Below are 15,302 nucleotides of genomic sequence, written 5' to 3'. Positions count from 1 at the left end.
GCAACCGTTGCGCCGTTCGAGAGGCGGCGCCGTCACAAGGAGAGAGAGTTGAAGAAACATCTGATGATCGCGGCCGGTGCGCTCGCCGCTGCGCTGTCGTGCTCGGCGTTCGCTGAATCGGCCACCTACCAGTTCGATCCGAGCCATACGTATCCGAGCTTCGAGGCCGATCACTTCGGCGGCCTGTCGGTGTGGCGCGGCAAGTTCGACATCTCGAGCGGCACCGTGACGCTCGATCGCGCGGCGAAGACGGGCACCGTCGAGGTGACGACCAAGATCGCCTCGATCCATACCGGCAGCGCCAAGCTCGACGAGCATCTGCAGACCGCGGACTTCTTCGATGCCGCGAAGTACCCGGACGCGGTCTACAAAGGCACGATCAAGTTCGAGGGCGACAAGCCGTCGAAGGTGGTCGGCAACCTGACGCTGCACGGCGTGACCAAGCCGCTCACGCTCGACATCGAGTCGTTCAAGTGCATGCCGCATCCGATGCTCAAGCGTGAAGTGTGCGGCGTCGACGCGGAAGGCGAATTCAACCGCGACGACTTCGGTCTCGATTACGGCAAGCAGTACGGCTTCAAGATGAAGACGAAGCTGCTGATCACGGCCGAGGCGGTCAAGCAGTAAGCCGCATCGCGCCCGCCCAGCGCCGCCGCGTCCGGATCCGGACGCGGCGGTTTGCTTTTGGGGCGCGGAATATTGCCGCTCGGCCGGCGTGGGGCGCCCTTATAATTTTTGCGCGGCGCGATCCGCCACGACACACCCAACGACACACCCATACACGATCCAGGAGACCCGCATGCGCGTCACGCCCGTCGCTGTCCCATCCGTCGTTGCCGTTTCGCCGCGCGTGTGGCGCGCCGTCGTGGCCGCGTCGATCGGCAATGCGCTCGAATGGTTCGATCTCGTCGTGTACGGTTTCTTCGCCGTCACGATCGCGAAGCTGTTCTTCCCGACGGGCGACGACACCGTATCGCTGCTGCTGACGCTCGGCACCTTCGGCGCGTCGTTCGTGATGCGCCCGCTCGGCGCGATCGTGCTCGGCGCCTACGCGGACCGCGTGGGCCGCAAGGCGGCGCTCACGCTGTCGATCCAGCTGATGATGGCGGGCACCCTGATCATCGCGGTGCTGCCGACCTACGCGACGATCGGCATCGCCGCGCCCCTGATCCTGGTGTGCGCGCGGCTCTTGCAAGGCTTCTCCGCCGGCGGCGAGTTCGGCAGCGCGACCGCGTTCCTCGCCGAACACGTGCCGGGGCGGCGCGGCTTCTTCGCCAGCTGGCAGATCGCGAGCCAGGGCCTGACGACGCTCCTGGCCGCGCTGTTCGGCACCTTCCTCAACGCCGGGCTGTCGGGCGCGCAGATGATGGCGTGGGGCTGGCGGGTGCCGTTCTGCTTCGGGCTGCTGCTCGGGCCGGTCGCGTACTACCTGCGCAGGCGGGTCGACGAGACGCCGGAATTCCTCGCGGCGGCCGGCAGCGCGCGGCCGCTGCGCGATACGCTGGCGTCGCACAAGGCGCGGCTCGCGACGGCGGTCGGCGTGATCGTGCTCGGCACCGTGGCGACCTACCTCGTGCTGTTCATGCCGACCTACGGCGTCAAGGAGCTGAAGCTCGCGCCGTCCGCCGCGTTCGCGGCGATTCTCGTCGTCGGCGTGATCCAGACCGTGCTCGCGCCGCTCGTCGGCCACTGGTCGGATCGGCACGGCGCCGTGACCGTGATGCTCGCGCCCGCGTGCGCGCTCCTCGTGCTGATCTATCCGGCGTTCGCGTGGCTCGTCGCGCGGCCGTCGTTCGCCACGCTGATCGCGGTGCAGGCGGGGTTCGCGGTGCTGATGACCGGCTATTTCTCCGCGCTGCCGGGGCTGCTGTCCGAACTGTTCCCGGTCGAGACGCGCACCACCGGGATGTCGCTCGCGTACAACCTCGCGGTCACGCTGTTCGGCGGCTTCGGGCCGTTCATCATCGCCTGGCTGATCGGCGCGACGGGCCTGCCGACCGCGCCGAGCTTCTACCTGATGTTCGCGGCGGTCATCAGCATCGCGGCGCTCGCGGTGCTGCGCAGGCGCTTCGGCATGCGTTGAGCGCGGGGCGGGCCAAAGAAAAAGGCCGGTTCGCATCGAACCGGCCTTCGGGGACCCGGGTGGGGGCGGCGCTTAAACCTGCGCGCCCGCGTTCGGATCGTTCGGATCGTGCGCGGACTTCCTGTCCTTCACGAGATCCTCGCGGCGGATGCCGAGCCACATCGCGAGCGAGCCCGCGACGAACACCGACGAGTAGATGCCGAACATGATGCCGACCGTCAGCGCGAGCGCGAAGTAGTGCAGCGTCGGGCCGCCGAAGAAGAACATCGACAGCACCATCATTTCCGTCGAGGTGTGCGTGATGATGGTGCGCGACATCGTGCTCGTGATCGCGTGGTTGATCACTTCCGGGACCGTCATCTTGCGCTCGCGGCGGAAGGTCTCGCGGATCCGGTCGAAGATGACGACCGACTCGTTGACCGAGTAGCCGAGCACCGCGAGGATCGCGGCCAGCACCGACAGCGAGAACTCCCACTGGAAGAACGCGAAGAAGCCGAGAATGATCACCACGTCGTGCAGGTTCGCGATGATGCCGGCGACCGCGTACTTCCATTCGAAGCGGAACGACAGGTAGATCACGATGCCGATCACGACGCAGAGCAGCGCGAGCATGCCGTCGGTCGCCAGCTCCTTGCCGACCTGCGGGCCGACGAACTCGACGCGCTGCAGCTGCACGTCGGCGTTCTGCGCCTTCAGGCCCGCCATCACCTGATCGCTCTGCTGCGCGGACGTGAGCCCCTGCTTGAGCGGCAGGCGGATCAGTACGTTGCGCGAGGTGCCGAAGTTCTGCACCTGCGCGTCCGGGTAGCCGAGCGAGCCGAGCGTCGCGCGCACCGGTTCGAGCTGCGCGGTCTGCTGGTACTGCACTTCGATCACGGTGCCGCCCGTGAACTCCACGGACAGGTGCAGGCCGCGATGGAACAGGAAGAACACGGCGGCCAGGAACGTCACGAGCGAAACCACGTTGAAGACCAACGCGTGCCGCATGAACGGAATGTCTTTACGGATGCGGAAAAATTCCATGTGCGTCTCCGGCGCTTATTGGGGCGAACCCGGTTTCTTCGGCGGCAGGCCGGCCTCGGTGCGGCGCCGGGCGACCGGCTTGCCGGCGCGCGGCGCGCTCTTGCGGGCGGCGTCGGCGAGCGCGTTCACCGCCTCGGCGGCGTCGCTGTTCGCGTCCTGGCCGAGATAGGGGGCGGCGCCCGCCGCGTCGGCCGGCTTCCACACCTGGCCGATCGCGAGCGACTTGAGCTTCTTGCGGCCGCCGTACCAGAGGTTCACGAGGCCGCGCGAGAAGAACACCGCGGAGAACATCGAGGTCAGGATGCCGAGGCAGTGCACGATCGCGAACGCGCGGACCGGGCCCGAACCGAACGCGAGCAGCGCGAGGCCGGCGATCAGCGTCGTGACGTTCGAGTCGAGAATGGTCGCCCACGCGTGCGCGTAGCCCTGCTGGATCGCGATCTGCGGCGATGCGCCGGCGCGCAGCTCCTCGCGGATCCGCTCGTTGATCAGCACGTTCGAGTCGATCGCCATGCCGAGCGCGAGCGCGATGGCGGCGATGCCGGGCAGCGTGAGCGTGGCCTGCATCATCGACAGCACCGCGATCAGCAGCAGCAGGTTCACCGACAGGCCGATCACCGACACGATGCCGAACAGCATGTAGTAGGCGGCCATGAACACGGCGATCGCGACGAAGCCCCAGATCACCGAATGGACGCCCATCTTGATGTTGTCGGCGCCGAGGCTCGGGCCGATCGTGCGTTCCTCGATGATCTCCATCGGCGCGGCGAGCGAACCGGCGCGCAGCAGCAGCGCGAGGTCGGCCGCGGCCTGCGGGGTCGGCTGGCCGGTGATCTGGAAGCGGTCGCCGAGTTCGGACTGGATCGTCGCGACCGTCAGCACCTCGCCCTTGCCCTTCTCGAACAGCACCATCGCCATCGGCTTGCCGATGTTGTCGCGCGAGGTCGAGCGCACCGAGCGGCCGCCCGCCGCGTCGAGGCGGATGTTGACGGCGGGGCGCTGGTGATCGTCGAAGCCGGCCGACGCGTCGATGATGCGGTCGCCGGTGAAGATCACCTGCTTGCGCAGCAGCACGGGCGTCTGGCCGTTCTGCATGAACAGCTCGTCGCCCGGCGGGACCGGATCGGTCGCGCTCTTCGGATAGGTGTTGAACGGATCGGCGAGGCGCGCCTCGAGGGTCGCGGTACGGCCGATGATGTCCTTCGCCTTCGCGGTGTCCTGCACGCCCGGCAGCTCGACCACGATGCGGTCGGCGCCTTGCTGCTGCAGGATCGGCTCGGACACGCCGAGTTCGTTCACGCGGTTGTGCAGCGTGGTCAGGTTCTGCTTGAGCGCGGCGTCTTCGACCGCCTTCTGCACCGCCGGCGCGAAGGTGCCGACCACCTGGTAGCTGCCGTTGCCCGAGCGGGTCGCCCATTGCAGTTCGCTGACCGACGAGGCGAGCAGCTTGCGCGCGTCCTCGGCCGTGTCCTGGTCGGCGAAGTTCGCGACCACCGACTGATCGACGCGGTTCACGCCGCCGTCGCGCAGGCCCTTGTCGCGCAGCAGCGTGCGGGCGTCGGAGGCGTCGGAGTCGAGCTTCTTGGTGAGCGCGCCGGTCATGTCGACCTGGAGCAGGAAGTGGACGCCGCCGCGCAGGTCGAGGCCGAGATACATCGGCAGCGCGTGCAGGGCGGTCAGCCAGCGCGGCGACGCGCTTTGCAGGTTCAGCGCGACGACGTATTGCGGATCGCTGGGATCGGCATTGAGCGTCTTTTGCAGCAGATCCTTCACGCGCAGCTGGGTATCGGTGTCCTTGAGCCGCACGCGGATGTTCGCGTTGCTCGAGCTCGTGTCGAACGTGATGTCGTCGGGGGTGACCTGGTTGGCCTGAAGCGCCGCTTCAACCTGGGCGAGCGTGCCCGCGTCGAGCTTGATCGTGGCCTTGCCGCTCGACACCTGCACCGCCGGCGCTTCGCCGTAGAAATTGGGCAATGTGTACAGAAGGCCGATGGCGAGCGCCACGACCATCACGACAAATTTCCAGAGTGGGTAACGATTCATGAGGGACCCGGACGGGATGTTGGCTGGAAAGCATCGCGTCCGGCGCCGCGGCGCCCGGTGGGGCGGCGCGAGGGCCGGACGCTCGGGAAGGGCTTACAGCGCCTTGATCGTGCCCTTCGGCAGGATGGTCGTGACCGCGGCCTTCTGCACCGTGATCTCGGTGCCTTCGGCGATCTCGACGCCGATATATGCGTCGGTGACCTTCGTCACCTTGCCGACCAGGCCGCCGCTCGTCACGACTTCATCGCCCTTGGCCATCGCGGAGAGCATGTTGCGATGCTCCTTCTGACGCTTCATCTGCGGGCGGATCATGATGAAGTAGAGCACCGCGAACATCAGGATGAGCGGCAGGAAGCTCATCAGGCTCGATTCGGCGCCGCTTGCGGCGCCTTGCGCGTAGGCGTTGGAAATGAACGACAAGGACACGTTGGTCTCTCCGTTAGGGAAGATCTGAAAAATAAGCCGATTATTCTACCACCGGCCCCTACCGCGACGAACCCGCAAATGGGCTTGCGGATCAAGCTGTTAATGCCTCGAACGCCGCAGTAAGTGCTTGCGTGGAAAGCATATTGTAATATTCGGCCGGGTCGGCGGTGGAAGGTATCCCATCAAAAATAGTACAAGTCTGAAATTTCAATGGGATGGCGGGCGGGACGGCATGCGCGAGGGGCGCGGCGCCTCGGATGCCGCGGGCGGGGCGGCTACGGTCCGGGGTCAAGGTCGATTCAGGGGGAACGGGGCGAAGCGTCGCGGGCCGCCCGCGCGGCGGGTGATCGAGGCCGTTGAAGTGGAATTCCCGCGCCGTCGCTTCGGGCGGTCGATGCGGCCGGGCCCGGCTTGACGGCCGCGCATCCCGAGCAACAGGAACGGAACAGTCTCGAAACCCGGAAGGGGCATGCCCCTCCGTCTCCCGCGCGAGGCGTCCGGGCCCCGTCAGTCGACCCCTCTCGCCCGATCCTCCGCGAAGCGCCGGCGGAACGCGTCGAACGTGTGCGTCTCGATCGCCTCGCGCATCTCGCGCATCAGTTCGAGGTAGTAGTGCAGGTTGTGGATCGTGTTCAGCTGCGCGCCGAGGATCTCGCCGACCCGGTGCAGGTGATGCAGGTAGCCGCGCGAGAAGTTGCGGCACGTGTAGCAGCCGCAGGTCGCGTCGAGCGGCTTCAGCGAATTCTTGTGCGTCGCGTTGCGGATCTTCACGTCGCCGAAGCGCGTGAACAGCCAGCCGTTGCGCGCGTTGCGGGTCGGCATCACGCAGTCGAACATGTCGACCCCGGCCGCGACGCCCGCGACCAGATCCTCCGGCGTACCCACGCCCATCAGGTAGTGCGGCTTGTCGGCGGGCAGCTTCGGCGCGACGTGCTGCAGCACGCGCATCATGTCCTCCTTCGGCTCGCCGACCGAGAGCCCGCCGATCGCGAGGCCGTGGAAGCCCAGCTCGGACAGCCCCGCCAGCGATTCGTCGCGCAGGTCCTCGAACATCCCGCCCTGCACGATGCCGAACAGCGCGTTCGGATTGCCGAGGCGCTCGAACTCGTCGAGCGAGCGCTTGGCCCAGCGCAGCGACATCCGCATCGAATCGGCCGCTTCCTGGTGCGTGGTCGGCACGCCGTCGGTCGCGTAGGGCGTGCACTCGTCGAACTGCATCACGACGTCCGAGTTCAGCACCTTCTGGATCTGCATCGACACTTCCGGCGACAGGAACAGCCGGTCGCCGTTGATCGGCGACGCGAAAGTCACGCCGTCCTCGGTGATCTTGCGCAGGTCGCCGAGCGAGAACACCTGGAAGCCGCCCGAATCGGTCAGGATCGGCCGGTTCCAGCCCATGAAGCGATGCAGGCCGCCGTGCGCCTCGATGGTTTCGAGGCCCGGACGCAGCCACAGGTGGAACGTGTTGCCGAGGATGATCTGCGCATGCATCTCTTCCAGTTCGCGCGGCTGGGTCGCCTTCACCGTGCCGTAGGTGCCGACCGGCATGAAGATCGGCGTCTCGACCACGCCGTGATTGAGCGTGACGCGGCCGCGGCGCGCGTGGCCGTCGGTCGTCAGCAGTTCGAACTTGAGGCCGTTGTGCGGACGGATGTCCGCGGACGTATCGTGGGATGAACCTTCGGTCATCGCTGGAACTCCTTGCCACCGGAAGATGCTTTGCATGGGACCGGAGTATGCGCTGAAGCGCCCACTCCGGATCGACACGTCCGGCGCAGTTTGAGGAACGCCGCCGGTGGACCGGCGGCGGGGAAAGCGGGAGGGATCGGGCGACGCGCGACACGCGCCGTCCGGCCCCGGATATCAGGCCGGCTCCGCGCGCGTGAGCAGCATCGCGTCGCCGTAGCTGAAGAAGCGGTAGCGCTCGGCGATCGCGTGGCGATACGCCGCGCGGATCGTCTCGACGCCCGCGAACGCGGACACCAGCATCATCAGCGTCGACTTCGGCAGGTGGAAATTCGTCACGAGCCGGTCGACCACGCGGAACCGGTAGCCGGGCGTGATGAAGATGTCGGTCTCGGCGCGCACCGGCGCGAGCGGCCGGCCGGCCGCCTCGGCGTCGCGCGCGGCCGATTCGAGCGCGCGCATCGAGGTGGTGCCGACCGCGATCACCTTGCCGCCGCGCGCGCGCGTGGCGGCGAGGCGGTCGACGAGCGGCTGGCCCAGCTCGTACCACTCGCTGTGCATCTTGTGCTCGGCGATGTTGTCGACGCGCACCGGCTGGAACGTGCCCGCGCCGACGTGCAGCGTCAGCGTCGCGTGCTCGACGCCCAGCGCGTCGAGCCGTTCGAGCAGCGCGGCGTCGAAGTGCAGGCCGGCGGTGGGCGCGGCGACCGCGCCCGGCTGGCTCGCGAACACCGTCTGGTAGCGCGTCTCGTCGGTCGCGTCCGGGTCGTGCTCGATGTAGGGCGGCAGCGGCAGCCGGCCGTGGCGCTCGATCAGGGTCAGACAGTCCTCGGGGAAGTGCAGCGTGAAGAACGGCTCGACCCGCTCGCCGACCGTCACGTCGAACGCGTCGGCGAGCCGCAGCGTGGTGCCGGCGGCCGGGCTCTTGCTCGCGCGGATCTGCGCGAGCGCCGTGCGAGCGCCGGTGATGCGCTCGACCAGCACCTCGATCCGGCCGCCGCTCGCCTTGTGGCCGAAGAAGCGCGCTTTCAGCACCTTGGTGTCGTTGAACACGAGCAGGTCGCCCGGCGCGAGGCACGACGGCAGCTCGGTGAAACGGCGGTCGACGAGGCGCGGGGGCGCCACCTCCAGCAGGCGGCTGGCGCTGCGCTCGGGCAGCGCGGTCTGGGCGATCAGCTCGGGCGGCAGATCGAAATCGAAATCGGAAAGCGTGAACATACGGACTGGTTCGAGGCGGCCGGGCGCGCCGCGCATGGGGCGGGCGCCGCGCGAGCCGCTATGATGGCGGGGTTGCGCGGTTTGCCGGCGTCGCTCGTTCGGACGACGGGAAAGCCGCTATTGTACTTGCAAGCGATCTGCCCGATGCCCGTATCCGCCCGCCGTTCCGCCACCGCTGTCGATGCCGCCGATGCCGTCGCGCCCGCCGAGGCCGACGGACCCGCCGACCTGGCCGGGTCCGCGGCGACGGATCCGCCCGCCGCGCCCGCGCCCGCGCCGCGCCGCCGGCGCACCGCCGACGGCCGCCTGGAGCCCGCCGCCGCAGCCGTTCCCGCGAAGAAGGCGAAGAAGGCGGCCCCCGCCAAGCCGGTGCGCACCGCCGACAAGCTCGCCAAGCTCGGGCTCACGCGCTCGATCGACCTCGTGCTGCACCTGCCGATGCGCTACGAGGACGAGACCACGCTCACGCCGATCGGCGAGCTGCTGCCGGGCGAGATCGCCCAGGCGGAAGGCGTCGTGGTCGACAACGAGATCACCTACCGGCCGCGTCGCCAGCTGGTCGTGAAGCTGCGCGACGACGCGGGCGTGGAACTGGCGCTGCGCTTCCTGAATTTCTACGGCTCCCAGGTCAAGCAGATGGCGGTCGGCCAGCGGCTGCGCGTGCGCGGCGACGTGCGCGGCGGCTTCTTCGGGCTCGAGATCGTGCATCCGGCGGTGCGCGTCGTCGACGAGGACGCGCCGCTGCCGCAGGCGCTCACGCCCGTCTATCCGAGCACGGCGGGGGTGTCGCAGGCGTATCTGCGCAAGGCGATCGACAACGCGCTCGACCACACGCCGCTGCCCGAGCTGCTGCCCGCCGCGGTCGCCGACGCGTACCTGAAGCCGCTCGCGGTGCCGCCGCTCGCGGACGCGGTGCGGATGCTGCACCACCCGGGCGTGGACGCCGACGAGACCGCGCTCATCGACGGCACCCACCCGGCCTGGGTGCGGATCAAGTTCGACGAGCTGCTCGCGCAGCAGCTGTCGCTCAAGCGCGCGCACGAGGAGCGCCGCACGCGCGCGGCGCCGGCGATGCCGACGCGCGCGCGCGACGACGCGGCGTCGCTGAGCGCGCGCCTGTACGCGGCGCTGCCGTTCTCGCTGACGAACGCGCAGGAGCGCGTGGTCGCGGAGATCGGGCGGGACTTGACCGAGCCGCATCCGATGCAGCGGCTGCTGCAGGGCGACGTCGGCAGCGGCAAGACCGTGGTCGCGGCGCTCGCGGCGGCGCAGGCGATCGACGCGGGCTACCAGGCCGCGCTGATGGCGCCGACCGAGATCCTCGCGGAACAGCACGCGCGCAAGCTGCGCGCGTGGCTCGAACCGCTCGGCGTGTCGGTCGCGTGGCTCGCGGGCAGCCTCAAGGCGCGCGACAAGCGCGCGGCGATCGAGGCGGCCGCGCTCGGCACGGCGCAGCTCGTGATCGGCACCCACGCGATCATCCAGGACAGCGTGACGTTCGCGCGGCTCGGCCTCGTGATCGTCGATGAGCAGCATCGCTTCGGCGTCGAGCAGCGCCTCGCGCTGCGGGCCAAGGCGGCCGGCGCGGCCGACGGCGCGCAGGGCTTCCAGCCGCACCAGCTGATGATGTCGGCGACGCCGATCCCGCGCACGCTCGCGATGACCTATTACGCGGATCTCGAGGTCTCGACGATCGACGAGCTGCCGCCCGGCCGCACGCCGATCATGACCCGGCTCGTCGGCGACGCGCGCCGCGAGGAGGTGATCGGCCGGGTGCGCGAGGCGGCGCTGGCGGGCCGCCAGGTGTACTGGGTGTGCCCGTTGATCGAGGAAAGCGAGACCCTGCAGCTGCAAACCGCGGTCGAGACCTTCGAGACGCTCGTCGCGGCGCTGCCCGAGCTGCGCGTCGGCCTCGTGCACGGGCGGCTGCCGCCCGCCGAGAAGGCGGCGGTGATGGACGCGTTCTCGCGCAACGAGGTGCAATTGCTGGTCGCGACCACGGTGATCGAGGTCGGCGTCGACGTGCCGAACGCCTCGCTGATGGTGATCGAGCACGCCGAGCGCTTCGGCCTCGCGCAGCTGCACCAGCTGCGCGGGCGGGTCGGGCGCGGCACCGCCGCGTCGGTGTGCGTGCTGATGTACAGCGGCCCCTTGTCGCTCGCCGGCCGCGCGCGGCTGAAGACGATGCGCGAGACCACCGACGGCTTCGAGATCGCGCGGCGCGACCTCGAAATCCGCGGCCCGGGCGAATTCCTCGGCGCGCGCCAGTCGGGCGCGGCGATGCTGCGTTTCGCCGACCTGGAGCAGGACGGCTGGCTGATCGAGCCGGCCCGCGAGGCGGCGGCGCGGCTGATCGCCGCTCATCCCGAGGTCGTCATCCAGCACCTCGCGCGTTGGCTCGGCGCGCGCGAACAGTACCTGAAGGCCTGATCGGCATGCGCGCCGCAACAGCGCTTTTCGTCGTGGAAGGTTGGCGAATCGGCTCAACCGGTGTATAAATTAAATCTATCGCTCGTTTATTATTGATTGACCCACAATGACGCTTACTGAATTGAAGTACATCGTCGCGGTTGCGCGCGAGCGGCATTTCGGCCGCGCGGCCGAGGCCTGCTTTGTCAGCCAGCCGACACTGTCGGTGGCGATCAAGAAGCTCGAGGACGAGCTCAATGTGCAGATCTTCGAGCGCGGCGCCAGCGAGGTCAGCGTCACGCCGATCGGCGACCAGATCGTCACCCAGGCGCAGCGCGTGCTCGAGCAGACCTTCGCGATCAAGGAGATCGCGAAGCAGGGCAAGGACCCGCTCGTCGGCCCGTTCCGGCTCGGCGTGATCTATACGATCGGGCCCTATCTGCTGCCGACGCTCGTCAAGCAGATGATCCACAGCGTGCCGCAGATGCCCTTGATGCTGCAGGAGAACTACACGCTGAAGCTGCTCGAACTGCTCAAGCAGGGCGAGATCGACGCGGCGATCATGGCGCTGCCGTTCCCCGAGACCGGCCTGATGGTGCGGCCGCTGTACGACGAGCCGTTCGTCGTCGCGCTGCCGTCCGGGCATCCGTGGGAAAAGCGCCATACCATCGACGCAGCCGATCTGAAGCAGGAAACCATGCTGCTGCTCGGCAACGGGCACTGCTTCCGCGACCACGTGCTCGGCGTCTGCCCCGAGTTGATGCGCTTCTCGCAGACGGCCGACGGGATCCAGAAGACCTTCGAGGGCTCGTCGCTGGAAACCATCCGCCACATGGTCGCGAGCGGCGTCGGGATCACCGTGCTGCCGCGCATGTCGGTCGCCGAGGTGCGCCCGCATACCCGCGCGCAGGATGCCGACCTGCTGTCCTACGTGCCGTTCGACGAGCCCGCGCCGGACCGGCGCGTCGTGCTGGTCTGGCGCAAGAGCTTCACGCGCATGCCGGCGATCGACGCGATCAGCGATGCGATCGTCGCGTGCGGGCTGCCGGGCGTGACGAAACTCGACATGCCCGCGACGCTCAACTGAGCGCGTCTTGCGACCGGGGTCCGCCCCGGTTTTATTTTGCCTATTTGATAGATAAATTTTATAGATTTGTATGTATCGATAGTTTTATATAAGATGCCTGACATGTTCCAACCCACGGCGACCGGCAGCGAAGGCCGCCCGACCACGACAGAGAGGAGGGGTGCCATGACCGACATCATGACCTGGGCCGCGCGGCGGAACCCTTGGCCGCGTTCGACGCTCGTCATCCAGGCGAAGCGCGCGATGCGGGGCTGGGAGCCGATCGCCTGCGCCTTCCTCGCGGATCGCGCGCTGGCCCACTGAGCCCGCGCACCGCCGCGCTCCCCGATACCGTTTGCCCATTGAGCCTCATGAAAGGAGTACCAGGATGACCGACAACAAGACCCTCACGAGCGCCGCGGGCGCCCCCGTTGCCGACAACCAGAACTCGCTGACGGCGGGCCCGCGCGGCCCGGTTGCGCTGCAGGACGTATGGCTGCTCGAAAAGCTCGCCCACTTCGACCGCGAGGTGATTCCGGAGCGGCGCGTGCACGCGAAGGGCTCGGGCGCGTTCGGCACGCTGCGCGTCGAGCACGACATCTCGAAGTACACGAAGGCGAAGCTGTTCGCGCAGGTCGGCAAGGAAACGCCGCTGTTCATGCGCTTCTCGACCGTCGCGGGCGAGCGCGGCGCGGCCGACGCCGAGCGCGACGTGCGCGGCTTCTCGATCAAGTTCTACACGGAAGAGGGCAACTGGGACGTGGTCGGCAACAACACGCCGGTGTTCTTCATCCGCGATCCGCTCAAGTTCCCGGACTTCATCCACACGCAGAAGCGCGATCCGTACACGAACCTGCGCAGCAACGTGGCGGCGTGGGACTTCTGGTCGCGCCATCCGGAAGCGCTGCACCAGATCACGATCCTGATGAGCGATCGCGGCATCCCGAAGAACTACCGGCAGATGCACGGCTTCGGCTCGCACACGTTCTCGTTCTACAACGCGGACAACCAGCGTTTCTGGGTGAAGTTCCATTTCAAGTCGCTGAACGGCATCGAGAACTACACCGACGCCGAGGCCGCCCAGGTGGTCGCGGGCGACCGCGAGAGCGCGCAGCGCGACCTGATCGATTCGATCGACGCGGGCCGCTTCCCGAAGTGGGCGTTCCGGATCCAGGTGATGCCCGAAGCCGACGCGGCGAAGCTGGCGTACAACCCGTTCGACATCACCAAGGTGTGGCCGCACAAGGCGTACCCGCTGATCGACGTCGGCACGATCGAACTGAACCGCAACGCGGCGAACTATTTCGCGGACGTCGAGCAGGCCGCGTTCACGCCGGCCAACGTGGTGCCGGGCATCGGCTTCTCGCCGGACCGCCTGCTGCAGGGCCGCCTGTTCTCGTACGGCGACACGCAGCGCTACCGGCTCGGCGTGAACCATCACCAGATCCCGGTGAACGCGCCGCGCTGCCCGTTCCACGCGTCGCACCGCGACGGCGCGATGCGCACCGACGGCAACCTCGGCGGCACGGTGAACTACGAGCCGAATCGCTTCGGGCAGTTCGCGCAGGATCGCAACGCACTGGAGCCGGCGCTCGCCGCGGGCGCGGTCGATCACTACGACCACCGCGAGGACGGCGATTACCACAGCCAGCCGGGCGCGCTGTTCCGTCTGTTCGACGCCGCGCAGCGCGAGCGCCTGTTCGGCAACATCGCCCGCCACATCAACGGCGTGCCGGCCGAGATCATCGAGCGGCAGCTCGAACACTTCGCGAAGGCCGACCCGGCCTACGCGGCGGGCGTGAAGGCCGCGCTCGCGAAGCTGGCGAAATAAGCGCCGCGCGGCGGGGCCGCATGGCGACGCGGCGCGGCCCCGCCGCGCAGCCTGACGGAGAAACGACCATGACTGAACTGATACTCGAACGCCGCGCGCTCGCCGCGCAAGCCCTGCCGGCCGTCGCGCTGCGTCGCCTGGTCGGCTTCGCGGTGGTCGGCGGCGGCGCGGTGGTGCTGCTCGCGCAACTGGCCCGGCTGCTGGCGGGCGGCTGAGCGCGGCAGCGTGCCGCACGCCGCCGCATCCGGCGGCGCGGCGCGCGCACGCTACACTGCGCAGGCTCGCGACGCGCGCCCGCCGGCCGCGTCCGAGGCGTGTTCCCTGGTTCAACCGATTGCTCAAGGAGTCCGGAAGATGGCCAAGAAAGGCACCGCAACGCAGATCAACATCGGCATCAGCGACAAGGATCGCAAGAAGATCGCGGACGGTTTGTCGCATCTGCTCGCCGACACGTACACGCTCTATATGAAGACGCACAACTTCCACTGGAACGTGACGGGCCCGATGTTCAACTCGCTGCATCTGATGTTCGAGACGCAGTACAACGAACTGTGGCTCGCGGTCGACCAGGTGGCCGAACGGATCCGCACGCTGGGCGTGGCCGCGCCGGGCACCTATCGCGAGTTCGCGAAGCTGTCGTCGATACCCGAGGCGGAGGGCGTGCCGGCCGCGGAAGACATGATCCGCCAACTGGTCGAGGGCCACGAGGCGGTGGTGCGCACCGCGCGCGCGATCTTCCCGACCGCCGACGCCGCCAGCGACGAGCCGACCGCCGACCTGCTCACGCAGCGTCTGCAGATTCACGAGAAGACCGCCTGGATGCTGCGCTCGCTGCTCGCGTGACGCGCGGATTCCCACGCCACGCCTCCCGCGTTCCGGGAGGCGTTTTTGCAGGTCGCGACGCGCGCGCCTTGGCGTCGCGCTTCGACAGTTTTAAAATGCAACCGATATGGGCGCGTGGTCCGGCCCGTCCCGGCCGGCTGCGACCCGACCGCATCCCTTCGACGAGCGAAACCGGTATGGCACAACGTAGAGACATGAGCGGCGAAACCTGTCCGGTGGCGCGCACCGTGGACGTGGTGGGCGACCGCTGGTCGCTGCTGATCCTGCGCGATGCGTTCGACGGGGTACGCCGCTTCGGCGAATTCCAGCGCAATCTCGGCATCGCGCGCAACATGCTGACCGACCGGCTGCGGATGCTGGTCGATGCGGGCGTGCTCGCGGTCGCGCCCGCCTCCGACGGCTCGGCGTACCAGGAGTACGTGCTGACGGCGAAGGGCGGCGAGCTGTTCCCGATGATCGTCGCGATGCAGCAATGGGGCGAGGCGCACCTGTTCGGGCCCGGCGAAGCGCATTCGACCCTGGTCGAGCGGCGCAGCGGCCGGCAGGTAGGCGCGATGACGCCGCGCACCCACGGCGGCCGGCCGTTGCGACACGAGGACACGGCCGTGCGGAAAATCGGGTCGGACGATCTCGGGGGCTGAGCGGCCGCCGATTTTGCCGGCGGCGGCGCGCGG

Annotated in this window: 14 protein-coding genes; 9 read left to right on the top strand and 5 right to left on the bottom strand. The window is 68.4% G+C overall.

Annotated elements, in window-relative coordinates:
* Positions 1-48 precede the first annotated feature (48 nt).
* Positions 49-627 (top strand): YceI family protein, encoded by a 579-nt coding sequence (locus tag AC1RQF_RS25810; RefSeq protein ID WP_492873256.1) that lies wholly within the window; start codon positions 49-51, stop codon positions 625-627.
* 172 nt (positions 628-799) lie between these two features.
* The gene (locus AC1RQF_RS25805; RefSeq protein WP_274001235.1) at positions 800-2,083 is read left to right on the top strand and encodes an MFS transporter; all 1,284 of its coding nucleotides are present in this window, start codon (positions 800-802) and stop codon (positions 2,081-2,083) included.
* Between the two features lie 72 nt (positions 2,084-2,155).
* Here the strand turns inward: AC1RQF_RS25805 and secF are convergent, their stop codons facing one another.
* The 5 genes from secF to queA all read right to left on the bottom strand — a co-directional run bounded on the left by secF (position 2,156) and on the right by queA (position 8,479).
* Entirely contained in the window at positions 2,156-3,106 is a 951-nt protein-coding gene (secF, locus tag AC1RQF_RS25800) for a protein translocase subunit SecF (RefSeq protein WP_274001237.1), read from the bottom strand.
* Positions 3,107-3,121: 15 nt separating this feature from the next.
* Positions 3,122-5,149, bottom strand: coding sequence for a protein translocase subunit SecD (gene secD / locus AC1RQF_RS25795; RefSeq protein WP_274001240.1), 2,028 nt, complete (start codon positions 5,147-5,149; stop codon positions 3,122-3,124).
* A gap of 93 nt (positions 5,150-5,242) precedes the next feature.
* Positions 5,243-5,569, bottom strand: a complete 327-nt coding sequence (yajC, locus tag AC1RQF_RS25790) for a preprotein translocase subunit YajC (protein ID WP_492873266.1) — start codon at positions 5,567-5,569, stop codon at positions 5,243-5,245.
* A gap of 513 nt (positions 5,570-6,082) precedes the next feature.
* Positions 6,083-7,264 carry a tRNA guanosine(34) transglycosylase Tgt gene (gene tgt, locus AC1RQF_RS25785; RefSeq protein ID WP_274001241.1) on the bottom strand — a complete coding sequence of 394 codons (1,182 nt, stop codon included), beginning with the start codon at positions 7,262-7,264 and terminating at the stop codon, positions 6,083-6,085.
* A gap of 174 nt (positions 7,265-7,438) precedes the next feature.
* Positions 7,439-8,479, bottom strand: a complete 1,041-nt coding sequence (gene queA, locus AC1RQF_RS25780; protein ID WP_274001242.1) for a tRNA preQ1(34) S-adenosylmethionine ribosyltransferase-isomerase QueA — start codon at positions 8,477-8,479, stop codon at positions 7,439-7,441.
* 144 nt (positions 8,480-8,623) lie between these two features.
* Between queA and recG the strand changes: the two genes are divergently transcribed.
* From recG to AC1RQF_RS25745, 7 genes are all read left to right on the top strand, one after another.
* The gene (gene recG / locus AC1RQF_RS25775) at positions 8,624-10,909 is read left to right on the top strand and encodes an ATP-dependent DNA helicase RecG (RefSeq protein WP_492873255.1); all 2,286 of its coding nucleotides are present in this window, start codon (positions 8,624-8,626) and stop codon (positions 10,907-10,909) included.
* Between the two features lie 106 nt (positions 10,910-11,015).
* A complete protein-coding gene (locus tag AC1RQF_RS25770) occupies positions 11,016-11,975 on the top strand; it encodes a hydrogen peroxide-inducible genes activator (protein ID WP_274001244.1) in 960 nt (319 codons plus the stop codon).
* 165 nt (positions 11,976-12,140) lie between these two features.
* Positions 12,141-12,278 (top strand): hypothetical protein, encoded by a 138-nt coding sequence (locus AC1RQF_RS25765; protein ID WP_274001245.1) that lies wholly within the window; start codon positions 12,141-12,143, stop codon positions 12,276-12,278.
* Positions 12,279-12,342: 64 nt separating this feature from the next.
* Positions 12,343-13,785: a catalase gene (locus tag AC1RQF_RS25760; RefSeq protein ID WP_274001247.1), complete on the top strand. Its 1,443-nt coding sequence runs from the start codon at positions 12,343-12,345 to the stop codon at positions 13,783-13,785.
* 68 nt (positions 13,786-13,853) lie between these two features.
* Positions 13,854-14,000: a hypothetical protein gene (locus AC1RQF_RS25755; RefSeq protein ID WP_274001249.1), complete on the top strand. Its 147-nt coding sequence runs from the start codon at positions 13,854-13,856 to the stop codon at positions 13,998-14,000.
* Positions 14,001-14,139: 139 nt separating this feature from the next.
* The gene (gene dpsA, locus AC1RQF_RS25750) at positions 14,140-14,628 is read left to right on the top strand and encodes a non-specific DNA-binding protein DpsA (RefSeq protein WP_274001250.1); all 489 of its coding nucleotides are present in this window, start codon (positions 14,140-14,142) and stop codon (positions 14,626-14,628) included.
* 176 nt (positions 14,629-14,804) lie between these two features.
* Positions 14,805-15,269 (top strand): winged helix-turn-helix transcriptional regulator, encoded by a 465-nt coding sequence (locus AC1RQF_RS25745; RefSeq protein WP_274001253.1) that lies wholly within the window; start codon positions 14,805-14,807, stop codon positions 15,267-15,269.
* Positions 15,270-15,302: the final 33 nt, after the last annotated feature.

It is taken from the genome of Burkholderia sp. GW821-FHT14F03 (assembly GCF_058803765.1).
The sequence above is the reverse complement of the archived record's forward strand: the minus strand, read 5'-3'. Positions and strand labels throughout refer to the sequence as shown.

What these genes read in the sequence shown, in the direction of transcription:
- tgt (WP_274001241.1), bottom strand. Translation starts at nt 7,264, where the DNA reads ATGACCGAAGGTTCATCCCACGATACGTCCGCGGACATCCGTCCGCAC.
- secF (WP_274001237.1), bottom strand. Translation starts at nt 3,106, where the DNA reads ATGGAATTTTTCCGCATCCGTAAAGACATTCCGTTCATGCGGCACGCG.
- AC1RQF_RS25805 (WP_274001235.1), top strand. Translation starts at nt 800, where the DNA reads ATGCGCGTCACGCCCGTCGCTGTCCCATCCGTCGTTGCCGTTTCGCCG.
- AC1RQF_RS25760 (WP_274001247.1), top strand. Translation starts at nt 12,343, where the DNA reads ATGACCGACAACAAGACCCTCACGAGCGCCGCGGGCGCCCCCGTTGCC.
- AC1RQF_RS25770 (WP_274001244.1), top strand. Translation starts at nt 11,016, where the DNA reads ATGACGCTTACTGAATTGAAGTACATCGTCGCGGTTGCGCGCGAGCGG.
- AC1RQF_RS25765 (WP_274001245.1), top strand. Translation starts at nt 12,141, where the DNA reads ATGACCGACATCATGACCTGGGCCGCGCGGCGGAACCCTTGGCCGCGT.
- recG (WP_492873255.1), top strand. Translation starts at nt 8,624, where the DNA reads ATGCCCGTATCCGCCCGCCGTTCCGCCACCGCTGTCGATGCCGCCGAT.
- queA (WP_274001242.1), bottom strand. Translation starts at nt 8,479, where the DNA reads ATGTTCACGCTTTCCGATTTCGATTTCGATCTGCCGCCCGAGCTGATC.
- secD (WP_274001240.1), bottom strand. Translation starts at nt 5,149, where the DNA reads ATGAATCGTTACCCACTCTGGAAATTTGTCGTGATGGTCGTGGCGCTC.
- AC1RQF_RS25755 (WP_274001249.1), top strand. Translation starts at nt 13,854, where the DNA reads ATGACTGAACTGATACTCGAACGCCGCGCGCTCGCCGCGCAAGCCCTG.
- AC1RQF_RS25745 (WP_274001253.1), top strand. Translation starts at nt 14,805, where the DNA reads ATGGCACAACGTAGAGACATGAGCGGCGAAACCTGTCCGGTGGCGCGC.
- dpsA (WP_274001250.1), top strand. Translation starts at nt 14,140, where the DNA reads ATGGCCAAGAAAGGCACCGCAACGCAGATCAACATCGGCATCAGCGAC.